General features: G+C 60.4%; 10 protein-coding genes and 1 pseudogene. 7 read left to right on the top strand and 4 right to left on the bottom strand.

Features of this window, described 5'->3' with window-relative positions; genetic code table 11:
* Positions 1 to 2: 2 nt before the first annotated feature.
* From LXE91_RS08690 to LXE91_RS08680, 3 genes are read right to left on the bottom strand one after another with little or no spacing between them, the layout of a single operon-like run.
* The gene (locus LXE91_RS08690; RefSeq protein ID WP_034200980.1) at positions 3 to 797 is read right to left on the bottom strand and encodes an ABC transporter permease; all 795 of its coding nucleotides are present in this window, start codon (positions 795 to 797) and stop codon (positions 3 to 5) included.
* Positions 787 to 1,893, bottom strand: a complete 1,107-nt coding sequence (locus tag LXE91_RS08685; protein WP_039361319.1) for a KpsE/RkpR family capsule polysaccharide export protein — start codon at positions 1,891 to 1,893, stop codon at positions 787 to 789. Before LXE91_RS08685 ends, LXE91_RS08690 begins: the two co-directional genes overlap by 11 nt.
* A 2-nt stretch (positions 1,894 to 1,895) precedes the next feature.
* Positions 1,896 to 3,080, bottom strand: coding sequence for a polysaccharide biosynthesis/export family protein (locus LXE91_RS08680; RefSeq protein ID WP_039361321.1), 1,185 nt, complete (start codon positions 3,078 to 3,080; stop codon positions 1,896 to 1,898).
* A gap of 434 nt (positions 3,081 to 3,514) precedes the next feature.
* Between LXE91_RS08680 and LXE91_RS08675 the strand changes: the two genes are divergently transcribed.
* The 5 genes and pseudogenes from LXE91_RS08675 to LXE91_RS08655 form a co-directional block, all read left to right on the top strand.
* Entirely contained in the window at positions 3,515 to 4,666 is a 1,152-nt protein-coding gene (locus LXE91_RS08675; protein WP_039361323.1) for a glycosyltransferase family 4 protein, read from the top strand.
* Between the two features lie 27 nt (positions 4,667 to 4,693).
* Positions 4,694 to 6,706: a capsular polysaccharide biosynthesis protein gene (locus LXE91_RS08670; protein WP_046196670.1), complete on the top strand. Its 2,013-nt coding sequence runs from the start codon at positions 4,694 to 4,696 to the stop codon at positions 6,704 to 6,706.
* Between the two features lie 251 nt (positions 6,707 to 6,957).
* Entirely contained in the window at positions 6,958 to 7,770 is an 813-nt protein-coding gene (locus LXE91_RS08665) for a mechanosensitive ion channel family protein (protein ID WP_039361326.1), read from the top strand.
* A 244-nt stretch (positions 7,771 to 8,014) separates the two neighbouring features.
* A complete protein-coding gene (locus tag LXE91_RS08660; protein ID WP_135370761.1) occupies positions 8,015 to 10,000 on the top strand; it encodes a coiled-coil domain-containing protein in 1,986 nt (661 codons plus the stop codon).
* A gap of 696 nt (positions 10,001 to 10,696) precedes the next feature.
* Positions 10,697 to 11,111, top strand: a pseudogene (locus LXE91_RS08655) (cupin domain-containing protein); the annotation flags it as partial.
* Between the two features lie 148 nt (positions 11,112 to 11,259).
* Here the strand turns inward: LXE91_RS08655 and LXE91_RS08650 are convergent.
* Complete coding sequence (locus LXE91_RS08650) at positions 11,260 to 11,943, bottom strand: DedA family protein (RefSeq protein WP_039361333.1); 684 nt, start codon at positions 11,941 to 11,943, stop codon at positions 11,260 to 11,262.
* Between the two features lie 172 nt (positions 11,944 to 12,115).
* Here LXE91_RS08650 and mutL point away from each other — a divergent pair, with 172 nt between their 5' ends.
* Positions 12,116 to 14,107 carry a DNA mismatch repair endonuclease MutL gene (gene mutL / locus LXE91_RS08645; protein WP_039361335.1) on the top strand — a complete coding sequence of 664 codons (1,992 nt, stop codon included), beginning with the start codon at positions 12,116 to 12,118 and terminating at the stop codon, positions 14,105 to 14,107.
* A complete protein-coding gene (miaA, locus tag LXE91_RS08640) occupies positions 14,104 to 15,084 on the top strand; it encodes a tRNA (adenosine(37)-N6)-dimethylallyltransferase MiaA (RefSeq protein ID WP_039361336.1) in 981 nt (326 codons plus the stop codon). The genes mutL and miaA overlap by 4 nt, the downstream gene beginning before the upstream one ends.
* Positions 15,085 to 15,086: the final 2 nt, after the last annotated feature.

The following is a 15,086-nucleotide window of genomic DNA, read 5'->3' as shown; positions in this document are numbered from 1 at the left end:
CCTCAGTTTAATTGCACGCGCCGAATGGCAAAATGAGCCATCGAGAGCGAAAAGAGTGTAAAGAACGCCAACACTATGACCGTGTAATCAAGATAATACAACGTCGACATACGCGAACCATAATATCCATGATGGAAATACTCAACTGCATCCACCAAAGGGAAATACGTCAACATTTCAGCTATTTGCGGAGGCAGAACGTACGTAGGGAGAAAAACCCCAGTGAATGGCAACATCAAATAAAGAATAACGTGCGACACCCTCTCGATCGTCTCACTTAGCTCAGACAGCGCAACCATGGTCAAAACGAAGTTAAACGAAAACCAAAGTATCAATAAGAATCCGAGGATCATGTCAAGCAAATCGGCCGGAAGCTGACAGATACCAACCACCACGAATACTATATACAATACGATAAATGCAGCCGTGCCACCCGCAAACTCCAAAATTATACGCGAATACAAAATATCGATCGGGCGAATCGGATTGTAGTGCAACAAAGTGCGATTGTATTCAATAGCCTTTATTAACCGCCCGGTGGTATTACGCCAAAACAACAGCGTCGGATAACTGACAGCCAAATATTCAGCCACCGAATATTTTGCATGCGTATCGGTATGACTAAAGATGATCATTACACCGACCACAAACATAGCAGGCTCCGCCATCATCCATAGCACGCCGAGCCCTTCTCTGCCAAAGCGAGTGATCATCTCGCGCATGACTAGCGCCCAGATGACCCGGACTTGGATTCCCAATTGCTCCCGGAACGTCGGCGGACGGAAATCAGCGGTCATAGTGCTCTTTCACCCCGCCGATCACGATGGTCAACACACCCCACAAAATCAAACCGAGCAGGAAAGTCGCGAGAATGGCGCGGCCGCGACGCGGGTTCATAGCCTGATCCGGCAGACTAGGCTCGGAAATCCGCTCAAGATAGAGTTGCTTCCGCTCTGCCTCAACACGGGCTTGATCCAACAAAGTTATAGCGCCGGCAAGAATTTTGTCGGCAACGTCCTTCTCCAGCGTCAGGCGCTGAAACTCTGCGGCCTTGCTGGCCAACGAACCGCCCGGAGAACCGGCAACATGCTGGCTCACTTGATCGATTGCTTGTTGCAGTAGCTTTGCACGATCGCGCAGAGTCGGCAGCCCAGGGTTGGCCGGCGATAGCCGTTCCATTTGTGCAATCTGCACACGGGTGGCAATCAAATCGTCCTGAAGCTTTCCAACCTGCTGCAACGGAATTGTGGATTGGCGCTCAGGATCGATGACACCTGCGTTGTTCCGATACCGTGCCAATGCCAATGTAGCGATACGATCATTTTCTTTGGCAACGTCGACGTCGTGCTGGGCGGTATTAATCAGATCTGCTCGGGCACGTGCGTTCATTTGATTGACAATCCGCTCACTTAGCTCCAACAGACGCTTATTCATACTCCAGGCGAGATGTGCGTCGTACGCATTGGTGCTCAATGTTACAATCGGAGAGTCGGTATCGACTTTTGCATCGACGATTTTCTTTCCATAGTAGAGATAGAATTCTTCCAGGCTATCATTCAACCCAAACACAGAAAATCTGTTAATCAAATCAATCGAGCCACTTTGAAACTCCGACTTAATTTTTTGCTCTTTGTTCAGCACCATCATTGCATCACGGGAGAGAATGTACTTCTGAACCGTGTAGGCACTTCCTTCCGGCTGAGAAAATCCCCCGACGCCTTTCAGCAACCCGCCCAACCCTGAGACACTTGCTTGTTGCGGGCTGCGAATCAAGAAACTACTGACCGACGTATACTCATCGCTAGCAATAATTCCAAAATAAATAATCGCGATACCGGTCGGTATAAGGACTGTTATCAAAAACAAACGGTTAATACGCTTCAAAAATTTCATAGTTATTTGAACGTCTGAACACCGGACACGATCGGGTAGGCAACGGAGAACACGAGGTTCAGCACTTTCTGCAACTCGGCCACCGGCGCATTGGAAACATAGAGGACGTCCTTGTTGTCCATCATGAAACTCTGCGCCACGAAGAACGAATCAGGGTCCTTCAGATTAATGTGATAGATAACCGGGACTTTGCCATTTGCCGTCGTTCGTACCGGCTGATTGGGCCACTTCAGCGCCTGCTGATCTTCCAACCGGAAAATGAATACGCCCTGTGCGTCTGAACGCGAGTCTTGCAGGCCACCCGCTCGCGCCAACGCCTGCGCCAGCGTAATGCCCTGCGCCTCGAAATTGATTTCCTCGTTCTTGCCGGTCGCACCAAACGCGGTAAAGCTGTAGGGCTGGAACAGTGCGGTGACAACGTCACCTGCCTTCAGCGGTACATTCTGACGCGGGTCGCGGATCACCGTTTCGAGCGGTTCCAACGCGACGGTTTCCCCGCGCGTCACCTGAATCATGGTCTTGTTGATCGGCTGCTTCGTGCCACCTGCCGCGGCGAGCGCGTCGAGCACGCGTTCGCCGCGCGCACTCAGTTGCATGCGCGTGCTGCTCGATACGTCTCCCACCACGGTGACATATGAGGTTTCGTTTCGCGCCAGTTGCACCAGAACCTGTGGGTCATGCGCGATATTCTTGAGACGCGCTGCGATATAGGCTTGCAACTGGCTTGGCGAACGGCCCGTTGCCTTGATGGCGCCAACGAACGGCACATGAATGTTGCCGTTCCCGTCGATCACTTGTGTCGGCAACTTGGTCAGCCGCGCACCAGTTGGTACACCACTGGGCGTCGGGGCGTCACCCGTACCACCACCAAACAAAGTCGCAGGCGGTGCTTCCCAGATCGACACCTCCACCACGTCACCCACACCCAACTGCTGCTGAAATGCCGAGTTGTCGCCTAAGGCCGCGGCAAAGTCCGTACTTTTGCGGCCAGCATAGAGTTGCCGCGCCACCTGATCGGTCACATCAACAACCTGGATTCCTTGCGAACTGACTTGATTTGTGCCGGCACCACTGGCATTAATCTCGGAACGACTCGGCCCGGACGTGGGAATGGATCCACACGCAGCCAAGCCAATGGTGCCGCCAATGGCAGCAGCCAACCATACACTGCATTTTAAACTCTGCATTTAACAATCCAGTCATTCAAAGGCCGCCGGATTTTACCGCACAATGTAAGATGTACCGGGAAATTACCGGCATGGCGCGTCCGAAACCCCGATGGACGCCCTTCAGGCTCCCTCGGTTTTTCACCGTCCAGCGGCCCTGGCTTGCGCTCAGCCGAATCCTCAGCCGGCTCAGGAGCGAGCCGGTCAGGTACAAACAGGGGCGATCTCAATAGTCCATTGCTGCCGCGCGCATGGGCGCGAACGAATCGGTAAATCTGACATCAAGCTTTAATTGTTTGGCATGCCCCGCATTTGTGCTGACCAATAGACGCGCGCGCGAATTGTCCCGCGATGCGAGATGCCATAGAATTACCCGGCGGAATTGTTGCATGAGCCGTCAGGCTTCGGCAAACGGAAACATTTTTCATTTCCGCGCACAACCACATTGCACCTGCGTGACACAAATACTTCTAGACGTCACTCGTCTTGCCACCCGATTTTATGACGGCCTGATCCCCACCGGGGTAGACAGAGTTGGACTGGCTTACATCCGTCGATATGGGGACCGTGCACGCGCAGTCCTGAGCGAACGCGGTTTTTCCGTCGTTTTAACGGAAAAAGACTCGCAGAAGACATTCTCGTTGCTGCTGTCGTCCGATCGAGACCGATGGGCGCTGCGCAGAATAGTTGCTTCCGCGTTGCTAAACGGGCTTCGATCGGCAACATTCGATCGCGCAATTTTGTTGCATACAAGTCACAACGGGATGGAGTTCACCCGATATTATCGAGCGATGGCGCAACGCAACGCGCGCTCGGTCTTCATGGTCCACGATCTGATTCCGCTGACGCATGCGGAGTATTGCCGCCCTGGCGTGGACGCATCGCATCGTGCCCGCATCCATACAGCACTCCGACATGCGAGTGGCCTGATCAGCAATTCACAGGCGACCTACGACGAATTGGCGAACGAGGCCCGGCAAGCATCGCTGCCGCTGCCGCCGGTCGTCGTCGCTCCACTCGCACCCGCCGTGGAACCTCATCCACCGAGCCCGGCTCCGATCGATGGCCCGTACTTCGTGATGCTCAGTACGATCGAGCCGCGCAAGAACCACTGGTTCATCCTGCACGTCTGGCGGCGCCTGGTCGAACAGATGGGGGAAACCGCCCCCAAGCTCGTGGTCATCGGTCGACGCGGCTGGGAATGCGAGAACGTCGTCGATATGCTGGAGCGCTGCACAACGATTCGCGGTGCGGTCATCGAAGAATCGGATTGCAGCGACGAACGACTGCATGCGTGGTTGCAGCATGCACGATCGCTCGTCTTCCCGTCGTTCGCCGAAGGCTACGGGATGCCGCTCGTCGAAGCGCTAATGCTGGGCGTGCCCGTGCTCGCCAGCGACTTGCCGGTCTTTCACGAGATCGCTTCCGATATTCCAGATTATCTCGACCCGCTCGACGGGCCGGGATGGCTTGCACGGATTCGCGAGTACGCTCACTCGGACAGCAGCGAGCGTGCGAATCAGCTCACGCGGATCGGGCGCTTTCAAGCGCCGACCTGGGCCGAGCACTTCGATCGCATCGATGGCTTCCTCGATTCGCTTCGGTAAATGATTCCAGCACCCACCGAGCACTCGATGACGTCCGAACCCCGGTCCTTCGACGCAAGTGCAATCGCACGCGGCCAACGCATGATCGGCTGGCTGACCGGAAAGTCGCCGTTCGTGTGGATCGATTCGTGGCTTGGCGTCGCGCTTGCCCGAACTTCTGCATCGATCGGACGTACCGTGTACCCGGTATGCCCGGGCCCCGTCTTCGTCCGCCACGCAGCACATACCCCGCCTCTTTCGTGTTTCTGTGTTCCATCGGATCTGGTTGCGCGCGGCGGGCTGGTCGCCGCACTCGAGCGCGTGCTCGAGGCCTCGCACATCACCGACGCCGACGAGCGCTGCCGCGACCTGATGCGCCGTGTGCTCGATAGCGACGCGTTGCACATTCGACATCAGGTGACCGAATTGCCGGAGGCATGGCTCGAATCCGGCAGTGCCGAGCGCGTTGTGCTGATCGATGAACGCGAAACGTCGTATGTCGACATTTGTACGCCGGCAAGGCTCCGCGACCGAAACTTTGCTGCGATGGTGGATGCGGCATGTGCTGCGCACCCCGATGCAGACATCTGGGTCTTGCGCTCCGCCGATGCAGGTGCTGGCAACTGGCTTTCGACGAAAACGCAACTGCACGGGAATGCAAGGATTCTCGACGTCTCGCATTCCTTGCGGGACGTGCTGCGGCGCGCCGACGCCGTCCATGTCCTGGGAGCGTCTGAAGGGATGGCGGCGCTTCTGGCCGGCGTCCCGGTTCACGTGTTCGGCACCCCCTACTACGCAGGCTGGGGACTGACGCAGGACCACACCGCCATGCCAGAGCGCCGTGCACGCCCCTCGGTATTAGCGTTATTCGATGCCGCTTTCCTGCAGCTCGCGCGCTACCTTGACCCGGCACGCGGCACACAAGGCACGCTCGATACTGCACTCGACTGCGTCGAGCTGCAGCACGCCGTAGCCGACCGATACGGGGATCTCCGCCAAGTGGCCGGCGTGCGCTTCCAGTGGTGGAAGCGGCCTTACGCCACGCCCTACCTGTCGGCAGGAGGCGGAACATTGCGCTGGATCGCGGATCCGCGCGACACCCACACCGACGAACACGCAGCGATATGGGGGGGGCGGTCAGCCGAAGGCCTGCCCGCCGGCGTCGCCCATGTCCGGATCGAAGACGGCTTTATCCATTCGACAGGACTCGGCTCCGACATGTCGCCACCGTGCAGCCAGGTCATCGACCGCCGCGGCCTGTATTTCGACGCGAGTCGTCCGAGCGACCTGACCGTCATCCTTAACCAGACCACGTTCGACGAAGCGGAATTGCGGCGCGCGGCAGCGCTCAGGCAGGAAATCGTGCGGCTCGGCCTCACGAAATACAATCTCGGCCGCCAAGCGCCGACTTGGCACATCCCTCATGACAAGCGTGTGGTACTCGTCGCCGGCCAGGTTGCGGACGACGCGTCGATCCGACTGGGAACCGGCACGATAGCCACATCGGAAGCCTTGTTAAAGGAAGTGCGTGCTCGCCGACCGGACGCATTCATCATTTACAAACCGCATCCGGACGTACTGTCCGGCAATCGCGCCGGGCTCGTCGATGCAGAACACCTCGCGGACATCGTCGATGCGGACGCGGATCTCATTTCGCTGATCGACGTGACGGACGAGTTGCATACGCTCTCGTCGCTCGCCGGCTTCGATGCATTGATGCGTGGGAAGGAAGTCCATACCTATGGTCTGCCCTTTTATGCTGGCTGGGGACTGACGCACGATGCGCTGGAACAGCCGTGGCGCGAACGCCGCCTATCGCTCGACATGCTGACGGCGGGGGTACTGCTCCGTTACGCCATTTATTGGGACTGGCGGCTCTCGCTGTTCACGACACCTGAAGCAATCGCCCGGCAACTCGCGCCGGATGCAGCTCGGCCGCTCGAGAAAATACGCGGAAACCGTGTCCGCCCACTCGTCAAGGCAATACGCTGGACGCGCAACGCAATACGTTATGCCGGGTGGCAGGGGCGGCGATTCATTCACGACCGAGCGATCCGCTGAAGAGGGTCTGCACGTTTGCTGGCCGATGACCGGTCGTCTTTGCCGAGTCGCACGGCACATCCCGCTCAAACCAATCCAGGTGCCAACCGCAAAGAAGGCCACCCACCGACGGGCAGTACACTCATACGTACTGCCCGTTTTGCACTGCGTCAAACTCCACAAAAGCAGGTTGCCGCGCACGCGCTGGTCAGGTTATAAAAACGCCACCCGGTGCATGCGCCGCCCTTTCTACTTTTGACTTCGGAGAACGCATGATCGATCTCGCCACCGCCCAGCAATTCCTGATGACCCGCGGTCTCGACTTCGGCCTCAACCTCCTCGCCGCGATCGTGTTGTGGTTCATCGGCCGCTGGGCGATCCGCATCGGCACGCGCCTGCTCGGCAAGGTCGTGCGCCGCAGCGGCAAGGTCGACCCGACACTGACCGACTACCTGACCTCCGTCGTCGGCGTACTGCTGACGATCCTGCTGATCCTCGCGATCTTGCAGATCTTCGGCGTGCAAACAACCTCGTTCGCTGCCCTGCTCGCCGGTCTCGGCCTCGCGATCGGCACCGCCTGGGGCGGCCTGCTCGCGCATTTCGCTGCAGGTGTGTTCATGCAGGTGCTGCGCCCGTTCAAGATCGGCGACGTGATCAACGCAGGCGGCGTCACGGGCACGGTCAAGGAACTCGGCCTGTTCGGCACGACGATCGTCACCGCCGACAACATCGTGACGATCGTCGGCAACAACAAGATCTTCTCGGACAACATCGCCAACTACAGCGCGACGTCGTACCGTCGCGTCGACCTGACCGCGAAGATCGCGAACGGCGTCGACGCAGTCGACGCGATCAACCGCCTGAAGACGTCGATCCAGCAGATCCCGAACGTGCTGACCGCCCCGGCGCCGGATGTCGGCGTGCTGCAGTTCACGCCGGAAGGCCCACTGTTGTTCGTGCGCCCGTCCACAGCACCCGAGCACTACTGGCAGGTGTACTGCGACACCAACCGAGTGATCCTCGAGACGTTCCGCGACGCGCAGTATCCGACGCCTGAAACGCCCGTCTCGCATCGCACGGCTTGACGGTGCAATCCGTCGATGCATAAAAATTGCTCGACGCAACCACTTCAGTTTGAGGTCAAACCCGTCGTTATCCGAGAGAAGGGGCGATACTTCCTCAGCCGCCCCTGAACCTTGTTCCTTGGCTTATGAAGTGAGACTCCGGGGCAAAGAATGACGTGTCAGTCGCCGCAAGGCGCTGGAAAACGACCGCAGCCGCAGACGTAGAGTTGGCTATCACCGCCTCACTTACGGTACCTTACAGAAATTGAAACACCACCTTCTCATCGCCGGCACCGGTCGTGCCGGTACAAGCTTTCTGGTCCAATACCTCACGGCGTGCGGCCTCGATACGCACCTCGCGAGAAATCCTGAAGATCGGCTCGATGAGAATGCCAACGCCGGGCTTGAGGATTTTCCGACAGGCGACGCCAATCTTCCCTACGTCATCAAGTCTCCATGGCTTTACGAATTTGTCGACGAACTGCTGGCGCGCGACGATATCCAAGTTGACGCCGTCATCATCCCCATGCGGGATCTTGTCGAGGCAGCTACGAGCAGAGTAGTAAACGAATTGCGTGCGCGTCTCGGAAATGAAGGACTTCCCAGCGAATTGACGCGCTGGCATACGTGGGGATCTACACCGGGAGGCGTTGTCTATTCGTTGAACCCTATCGATCAGGCACGCCTACTGTCGATGGGATTCCACCGTGTTATCCATGCCTGCGTAAAGAAGCGCATACCGCTACTCTTTATGGAGTTCCCTCGCTTCATCACCGACGGGGAATACCTCTACGAACAATTGCGACCGATCCTGAATGGGGTCGATCTTTCTACAGCAATGCTCGCGCACGCCCAAACTGCTCGGCCTGACAAAGTCAGGATCGGTGGCGAGCTCGCGAGTTCGACGACCATCTCGAAGGGCGACCTCTTCCCGAATTTTGACGCACTTGATCGGGTCGCACTTCACCGAGAAATAACCAACGCACGGCGTGATCGCGAAATATATCGTACGGAAGCGGAAACCCTGAAATCCATGATCGTCGATGTGGAGCACAGGCTGGAAGAAAGCATCAGGGATCGTGATCACTGTAAGGAACAGGTCGCGCAGGAGGGCTCGCATCGAGTCCGGATGGCGCAGGAATTGGAGGAGGGTCGCCTCCAGCACGAGAGTCTGGTCTCAGACATGCAACGTGCGCATCAGCAGCAACTGGAAGAAGCCATCAGCGAACGGGATCGCACGATCTCAGAGTTGAGATCCGCCATCCTCGATGTGGAGAACAGGCTGGAAAAGAAACTCCAGGACTGTGATCACTGGAGGGAGCAAGCCGCACAAGAGGGCTCGCATCGAGTCCGGATCGAACAGGAATTGGAGGAATGTCGCCGCCAGCACGAGAGTTTAGTCTCAGACATGCAACGCGCGCATCTGCAGCAACTGGAACACGCGATCGACGAACGGGATTGTGCGATCTCCGATTTGAAATCTACCGTCGTAGCTTTGGAGCAGCGGCTGGAAGAAAACATCCAGGACCGCGACTACTGGAAGGAACAGACCGCACAAGAGGGCTCGCGGCGAGTCCTGATGGAACAGGAATTGGAGGACAGTCGCCGTCAGCATGAGAGCCTGGTCTCGGATTTGCAGCGCGGGCATCTGCGACAGCAGGCAGAAGCCATTGGCGAACGGGATCGTGCGATCTCTGACTTGAGATCCGCTATCGTTAACATGGAACAGAGACTGGAAGAGAACATCCGGGATCGTGACCACTGGAAGGAACAGGCCGCGCAAAACGCGGCGCATCGTGCCCTGATCGAACAGGAATTGGAAGAAGTTCGCCGCCAGCACAAAAGCGTGGTCTCAAGTATGCAACGCGTGCACCTGCAGCAACTGGAAGAAGCCATTGCCGAAACGGATCGTGCGATCTCCGACTTGAGATCCACTATCGTCAATATGGAACAGAGGCTGGAAGAAAACATCCGGGACCGTGATCACTGGAGGGAACAAGCCGCGCGAGAAGGCTCACATCGGGTCCAGATGGAACAGGAGTTAGAGGAAGGTCGCCGCCAGCAAGAGAGTCTGGTCTCGGACATGCAACGCGCACATCTGCAACAACTGAAAGCAGCTATAGGCGAACGGGATCGCTTGGCCTCGGAATTGACTAAAAAGAGTGCAATGATCGACGAGATCCTTACATCAGCCTCATGGCGAATTACAGACCCAATCCGAAAACTGCACACGCTACTGCGCCACAAATAACCTATCACTCTTTGCTTAGGTAACGATGCAGGGTCCGTTGTAACAAGCGAGCACTCGTCAATAGGCCACCTCCGAGCAATCTTGGAAGGTGGTCGGAGCATGATCTCTTGGTCATACCAGAGTTAGGTGAGTGGCAAGGAACGGCCCTTCACCGCGCAAGACGATCCCCGCATGTCAACATGACGGGGCCGACGAGACCCATGCTGCCAGAGATCATCACGACGAGCAGCAGGCCGACGTTCATTTCGCCCGTCGCCGCGAACGCGCCGCCGATGAACAGCGGCGAATCGCCGGGCAGGAGCAGGAGCGCGACTAGCCCCGTCCCGCAAAACACTATCAGAAACGGCTCGATACGAAACAGGCGACGAGCTGTACATGCAGTACTCCCTTGCTAGTCCGACGCATTGCGGTGCGGCAAGACTCTCGCACCGACGGAATACCACTCTTTGCTAACGACGACCCCGTGCTCTTACCCTGACGAGACGGAGTCTTGTCGATCGATACGCTAGTGGGACGCGCCCTCCCGTGCTCTCCTCTCTACTGGAAATTGACATCGCAAGTAGAAATCTCACTCCCAAAGCAGCCGTTAGCCAGTTGCCGAAAACCGCAGCACAACGCATTCAAACCATTGCCCGAAACTATTCGCGCCTGAATGCGACGACGTTCCACCCGACTCGCAATATCCCGCACCTTTTTCCACAGCAGGACGTAAAGAAGGTTGTCGAACAACTGTATCGTTCGGGACGGCTCGCATCCGTCACGCACCGTCGTGTCCCACGGCCGTGGGGCTCCTATGAAAGCATAGATGCCGGCGATCGCTTCCAGGTCAAGCGGATCATCATCGCTCCTGGAGCACAACTGAGCCTGCAGATGCATCATCACCGTGCTGAACATTGGATTGTCGTGAAGGGCACGGGGCTTGTGACGAACGGCGATGCAGAAATCATCCTTACCGAGAATCAGTCGACGTACATCCCCCCTCGGCACCCAACATCGGCTAAGAAACCCCGGCAAGATTTCGCTCGAACTGATCGAAGTCCAGTCTGGCTCGTATCTCGGCGAGGACGACATCGTCCGATTCGAAGACACCTACGGCCGCGCAGCGTCGTAACCGCGACATTCCCCGGTTCACGCCGTACCCGGCCTTGAACCGGCACCCGAAGCGCCGATCTTGCCCCACAACGCGTAACGACGCCGCCGGACGAAAAAAGCGTGGCACCCGCCACGCTTTTTCATTGCCCTAAAAACGAAGCGCCCGCTCAGCGCCCACCCGCCTTCGGCACATTATCCGACTGCTTCCCGCGCACCAGCTTCCACACCGCGCCAAGCGCGACCGGCACGACCGCCGCCCCGATCCCGACCAGCACGATCACGTTCAGGTACTGGCGGATGAACGGGATGTTGCCGAAGAAATAGCCGAGCAGCACGAGCAGCAGCACCCACACCAGCGCACCGATCACGTTGAAAAGCTGGAAACGCGCGGCGCTCATCGACGATGCACCCGCGACGAACGGCGCGAACGTGCGCACGACCGGAATGAAGCGCGCGAGCACGATCGTCTTGCCGCCGTGCTTGTCGTAGAACGAGTGGGTCTTCTGCAGCGCGGCGCGATCGAGGAAGCGCTCGAGCACCGGGATATGCGTATTGAACACCTTCGGGCCGATCCAGCGGCCGATCAGGTAGTTCACGGTGTTGCCGGAAATCGCCGCGACGAGCAGCAGCACGATCAGCAGGCCGACATTCATCTCGCCCGTCGCCGCGAACGCGCCGCCGATGAACAGCAGCGAATCGCCGGGCAGGAACGGGAACACGACGAGCCCCGTCTCGCAGAACACGATCAGGAACAGCACGAGATAGACCCACGCACCGTACTGCCGGATGAAATCGCCGAGGAAGGCGTCGATATGCAGGACAAGGTTGACGAAATGAAGCAGCGTATCCAAATGCGATTCCTCGAAGGCGATAGGGCCGGAACGGCCGAAAAGGCTGAAGCGCCCACCGGTCAAGGCCGGGCGTGTTACGGACCCATGATACCGAAACTACCTTAAGGCTCCGTGAAAAAACGTAACCGCCGGTCGCCCCGGCACGCATTCGCCGCCTCGCTATAATTCGGCCATGTCCGATATCACCGAAACGGCCGCGGGCGCCGCGCCCGCCCCTGCTCCGCGCCCGCTGCGCGCGATCCAGCCCCTGCCCGACCAGCTAATCAGCCAGATCGCCGCCGGCGAGGTCGTCGAACGCCCGGCGTCGGTCGTCAAGGAGCTGCTCGAAAACGCGATGGACGCCGGCGCCAGCACGCTGCGCATCGTGCTGGAAGAAGGCGGCGTCAAGCGCATCTCGATCACCGACGACGGCTGCGGGATTCCGCCGGACGAGCTGGCGCTCGCCCTGATGCGCCATGCCACCAGCAAGATCCGCTCGCTCGAGGAGCTCGAGGCGGTGGCCACGCTCGGGTTCCGCGGCGAAGCGCTCGCGTCGATCGCGTCGGTCGCCGAGATGTCGATCACGAGCCGGACGGCCGATGCCGCGCACGCGATGAAGATCGACGCGCAGACGGGCGTGCTGTCGCCGGCCGCCGGCGCAACCGGCACGACGATCGAGGTCCGCGAGCTGTACTTCAACACGCCCGCGCGCCGCAAGTTCCTGAAGAGCGAACAGACCGAGTTCGGCCACTGCCTGGAAATGATCCGCCGCGCAGCGCTCGCGCGGCCGGACGTCGCGATCTCGGTGCTGCACAACGGCAAGGCGGTCGAGCACTGGAATGCGACCGAGCCGGCACAGCGCGTCGCGAAGATCCTCGGCGACAGCTTCGCGACCGCGCACCTTCCGCTCGACGAGCAGGCCGGCCCGCTCGCGGTCTATGGCTGCGCAGGCCTGCCGACCGCGAGCCGCGGGCGCGCCGACCAGCAATACTTCTTCGTCAACGGCCGCTTCGTGCGCGACAAGCTGCTGACGCACGCAGTGCGCGCGGCCTACGAGGACGTGCTGCACGGCGACCGCTACCCGTCGTATGTGCTGTTTCTTGACCTGCCGCCCGAAGCCGTCGACGTGAACGTGCACCCGTCGAAGATCGAGGTGCGCTTCCGCGATTCGCGCTCGATCCACCAATATGTTTTCCATGCGGTCCAGCGCGCGTTGGCGCGCCACGCGGGCGCGTCGCCGGAAACCACGGCGGGCGGCCATGCCGCGCAACTCTCACCGGCACCGCGCGGGCCCGCTTCATTCCTGGACACACCGCTCGGGCAGAGCCAGGGCCAGGCAACCGGCAGCGGCGGTAGCGGCTTCTCGTCGCCGTCGTCGTCCCCGTCGTCGGGCAACACGTGGATGCGCCAGGCGCGGATGACCCAGGGCACGCTGCCCGTCGCGCAGCCGCTCGCGCTCTATGACGCGCTGTTCGGCCGCAAGGACACGGGCGCCGGCACGCCGGACGGCACGACGACCCTCGCCCGCAATTCGGCCGACGCGCCGATCGTGCCGCTGCCGGGTTTCGCCGCATCGCCGATCACCGCCACCGCGCACGACGAGCAGCCGCTCGGCTTCGCGCTGGGCCAGATCCACGGCATCTACGTGCTCGCGCAGAATGCACACGGCCTCGTGATCGTCGACATGCACGCGGCGCACGAGCGGATCCTGTACGAACAGTTCAAGAACGCGCTGGCCGACCGCTCGGTCGCCGTGCAGGCGCTGCTGCTGCCGATCTCGATGACGGCCACGCCGGTCGAGATCGGGACGGTCGAGGAAGAGCGCGACACGCTCGAATCGCTCGGCTTCGACCTGGCGGTGCTGTCGCCGACGACGCTCGCGATCCGCGCGGTGCCGGCGCTGCTGAAGGATGCCGACCTGCAGTCGCTCGCGCGCGCGGTGCTCGCCGACCTGCACGCGTTCGGCGGCTCGCGCGTGCTCACCGAGCGTCAGCACGAACTGCTCGGCACGCTCGCGTGTCACCACGCGGTGCGCGCGAACCGGCGCCTGACGCTCGACGAGATGAACGCGCTGCTGCGGCAGATGGAAGCGACCGAACGCGCGGACCAGTGCAATCACGGCCGGCCGACGTGGTATCAGCTCACGCTGAACGATCTCGACCGCCTCTTCATGCGCGGCCAATGAGCGCAGCACCGCACGCCAACCCCAGCCCGACGACGATCGCCTGCCTGCTCGGCCCCACCGCCTCGGGAAAGACGGCCGCGGCGCTGGCGCTCGCCGCGCGCCGCCCGATCGAGATCGTCAGTGTCGATTCGGCGCTCGTCTACCGCGACATGGATATCGGCACCGCGAAACCGTCGCTCGACGAGCGCGCGAGCGTGCCGCATCACCTGATCGACATCATCGATCCGGCCGACGCGTATTCGGCCGCGAGCTTCCGCGCGGACACGCTGCGCCTGATCGGCGAGATCACCGCGCGCGGCCGCACGCCGCTGCTCGCGGGCGGCACGATGCTGTACTACAAGGCGCTGACGCAGGGGCTCAACGACCTGCCGGGCGCCGATCCGGACGTGCGCGCGACGCTCGATGCCGAAGCCGAGCGCGATGGCTGGCCCGCGCTGCACGCGCGGCTCGCACAGGTCGATCCCGACACGGCCGCGCGGCTCGCGCCGAACGATTCGCAGCGGATCCAGCGGGCGCTCGAAGTGTTCATGCTGAGCGGGCAGCCGATGTCGGTGCTGCTCGCCGCACCGCGCCGCACGGACGATGCGGCCGCAGCTTACCGCTTCGTGCCGGTCGCGCTCGAACCGTCGGATCGCGCGGTACTGCACAAACGGATCGCGCAGCGCTTCGACGCAATGCTCGACGCGGGCTTCATCGACGAAGTGGAGCGGCTGCGCCGTCGCGAGGACCTCCATCCCGACCTGCCGTCGATGCGCTGCGTCGGCTACCGGCAGGCGTGGGAATTCCTCGACGGCGACACCGACTACCGGACGATGCGCGACAAGGGGATCTTCGCGACGCGCCAGCTCTGCAAGCGCCAGATCACCTGGCTGCGCGCGATGCCGGAGCGGATCGTCGTCGACTGCATCGCGCCGGACTCGACGGCCCGCGCACTCGACGCGCTCGAACGCGTGCTCGACGGCAAGCCGCCAGGCTGACC

This window comes from Burkholderia contaminans (assembly GCF_029633825.1).
Lineage (GTDB): Bacteria > Pseudomonadota > Gammaproteobacteria > Burkholderiales > Burkholderiaceae > Burkholderia > Burkholderia contaminans.
Note: the sequence above shows the minus strand (reverse complement) of the source record. Positions and strands in the feature narration are given on the sequence as shown.

What these genes read in the sequence shown, in the direction of transcription:
- LXE91_RS08690 (WP_034200980.1), bottom strand. Translation starts at nt 797, where the DNA reads ATGACCGCTGATTTCCGTCCGCCGACGTTCCGGGAGCAATTGGGAATC.
- LXE91_RS08685 (WP_039361319.1), bottom strand. Translation starts at nt 1,893, where the DNA reads ATGAAATTTTTGAAGCGTATTAACCGTTTGTTTTTGATAACAGTCCTT.
- LXE91_RS08680 (WP_039361321.1), bottom strand. Translation starts at nt 3,080, where the DNA reads ATGCAGAGTTTAAAATGCAGTGTATGGTTGGCTGCTGCCATTGGCGGC.
- LXE91_RS08670 (WP_046196670.1), top strand. Translation starts at nt 4,694, where the DNA reads ATGACGTCCGAACCCCGGTCCTTCGACGCAAGTGCAATCGCACGCGGC.
- LXE91_RS08665 (WP_039361326.1), top strand. Translation starts at nt 6,958, where the DNA reads ATGATCGATCTCGCCACCGCCCAGCAATTCCTGATGACCCGCGGTCTC.
- mutL (WP_039361335.1), top strand. Translation starts at nt 12,116, where the DNA reads ATGTCCGATATCACCGAAACGGCCGCGGGCGCCGCGCCCGCCCCTGCT.
- miaA (WP_039361336.1), top strand. Translation starts at nt 14,104, where the DNA reads ATGAGCGCAGCACCGCACGCCAACCCCAGCCCGACGACGATCGCCTGC.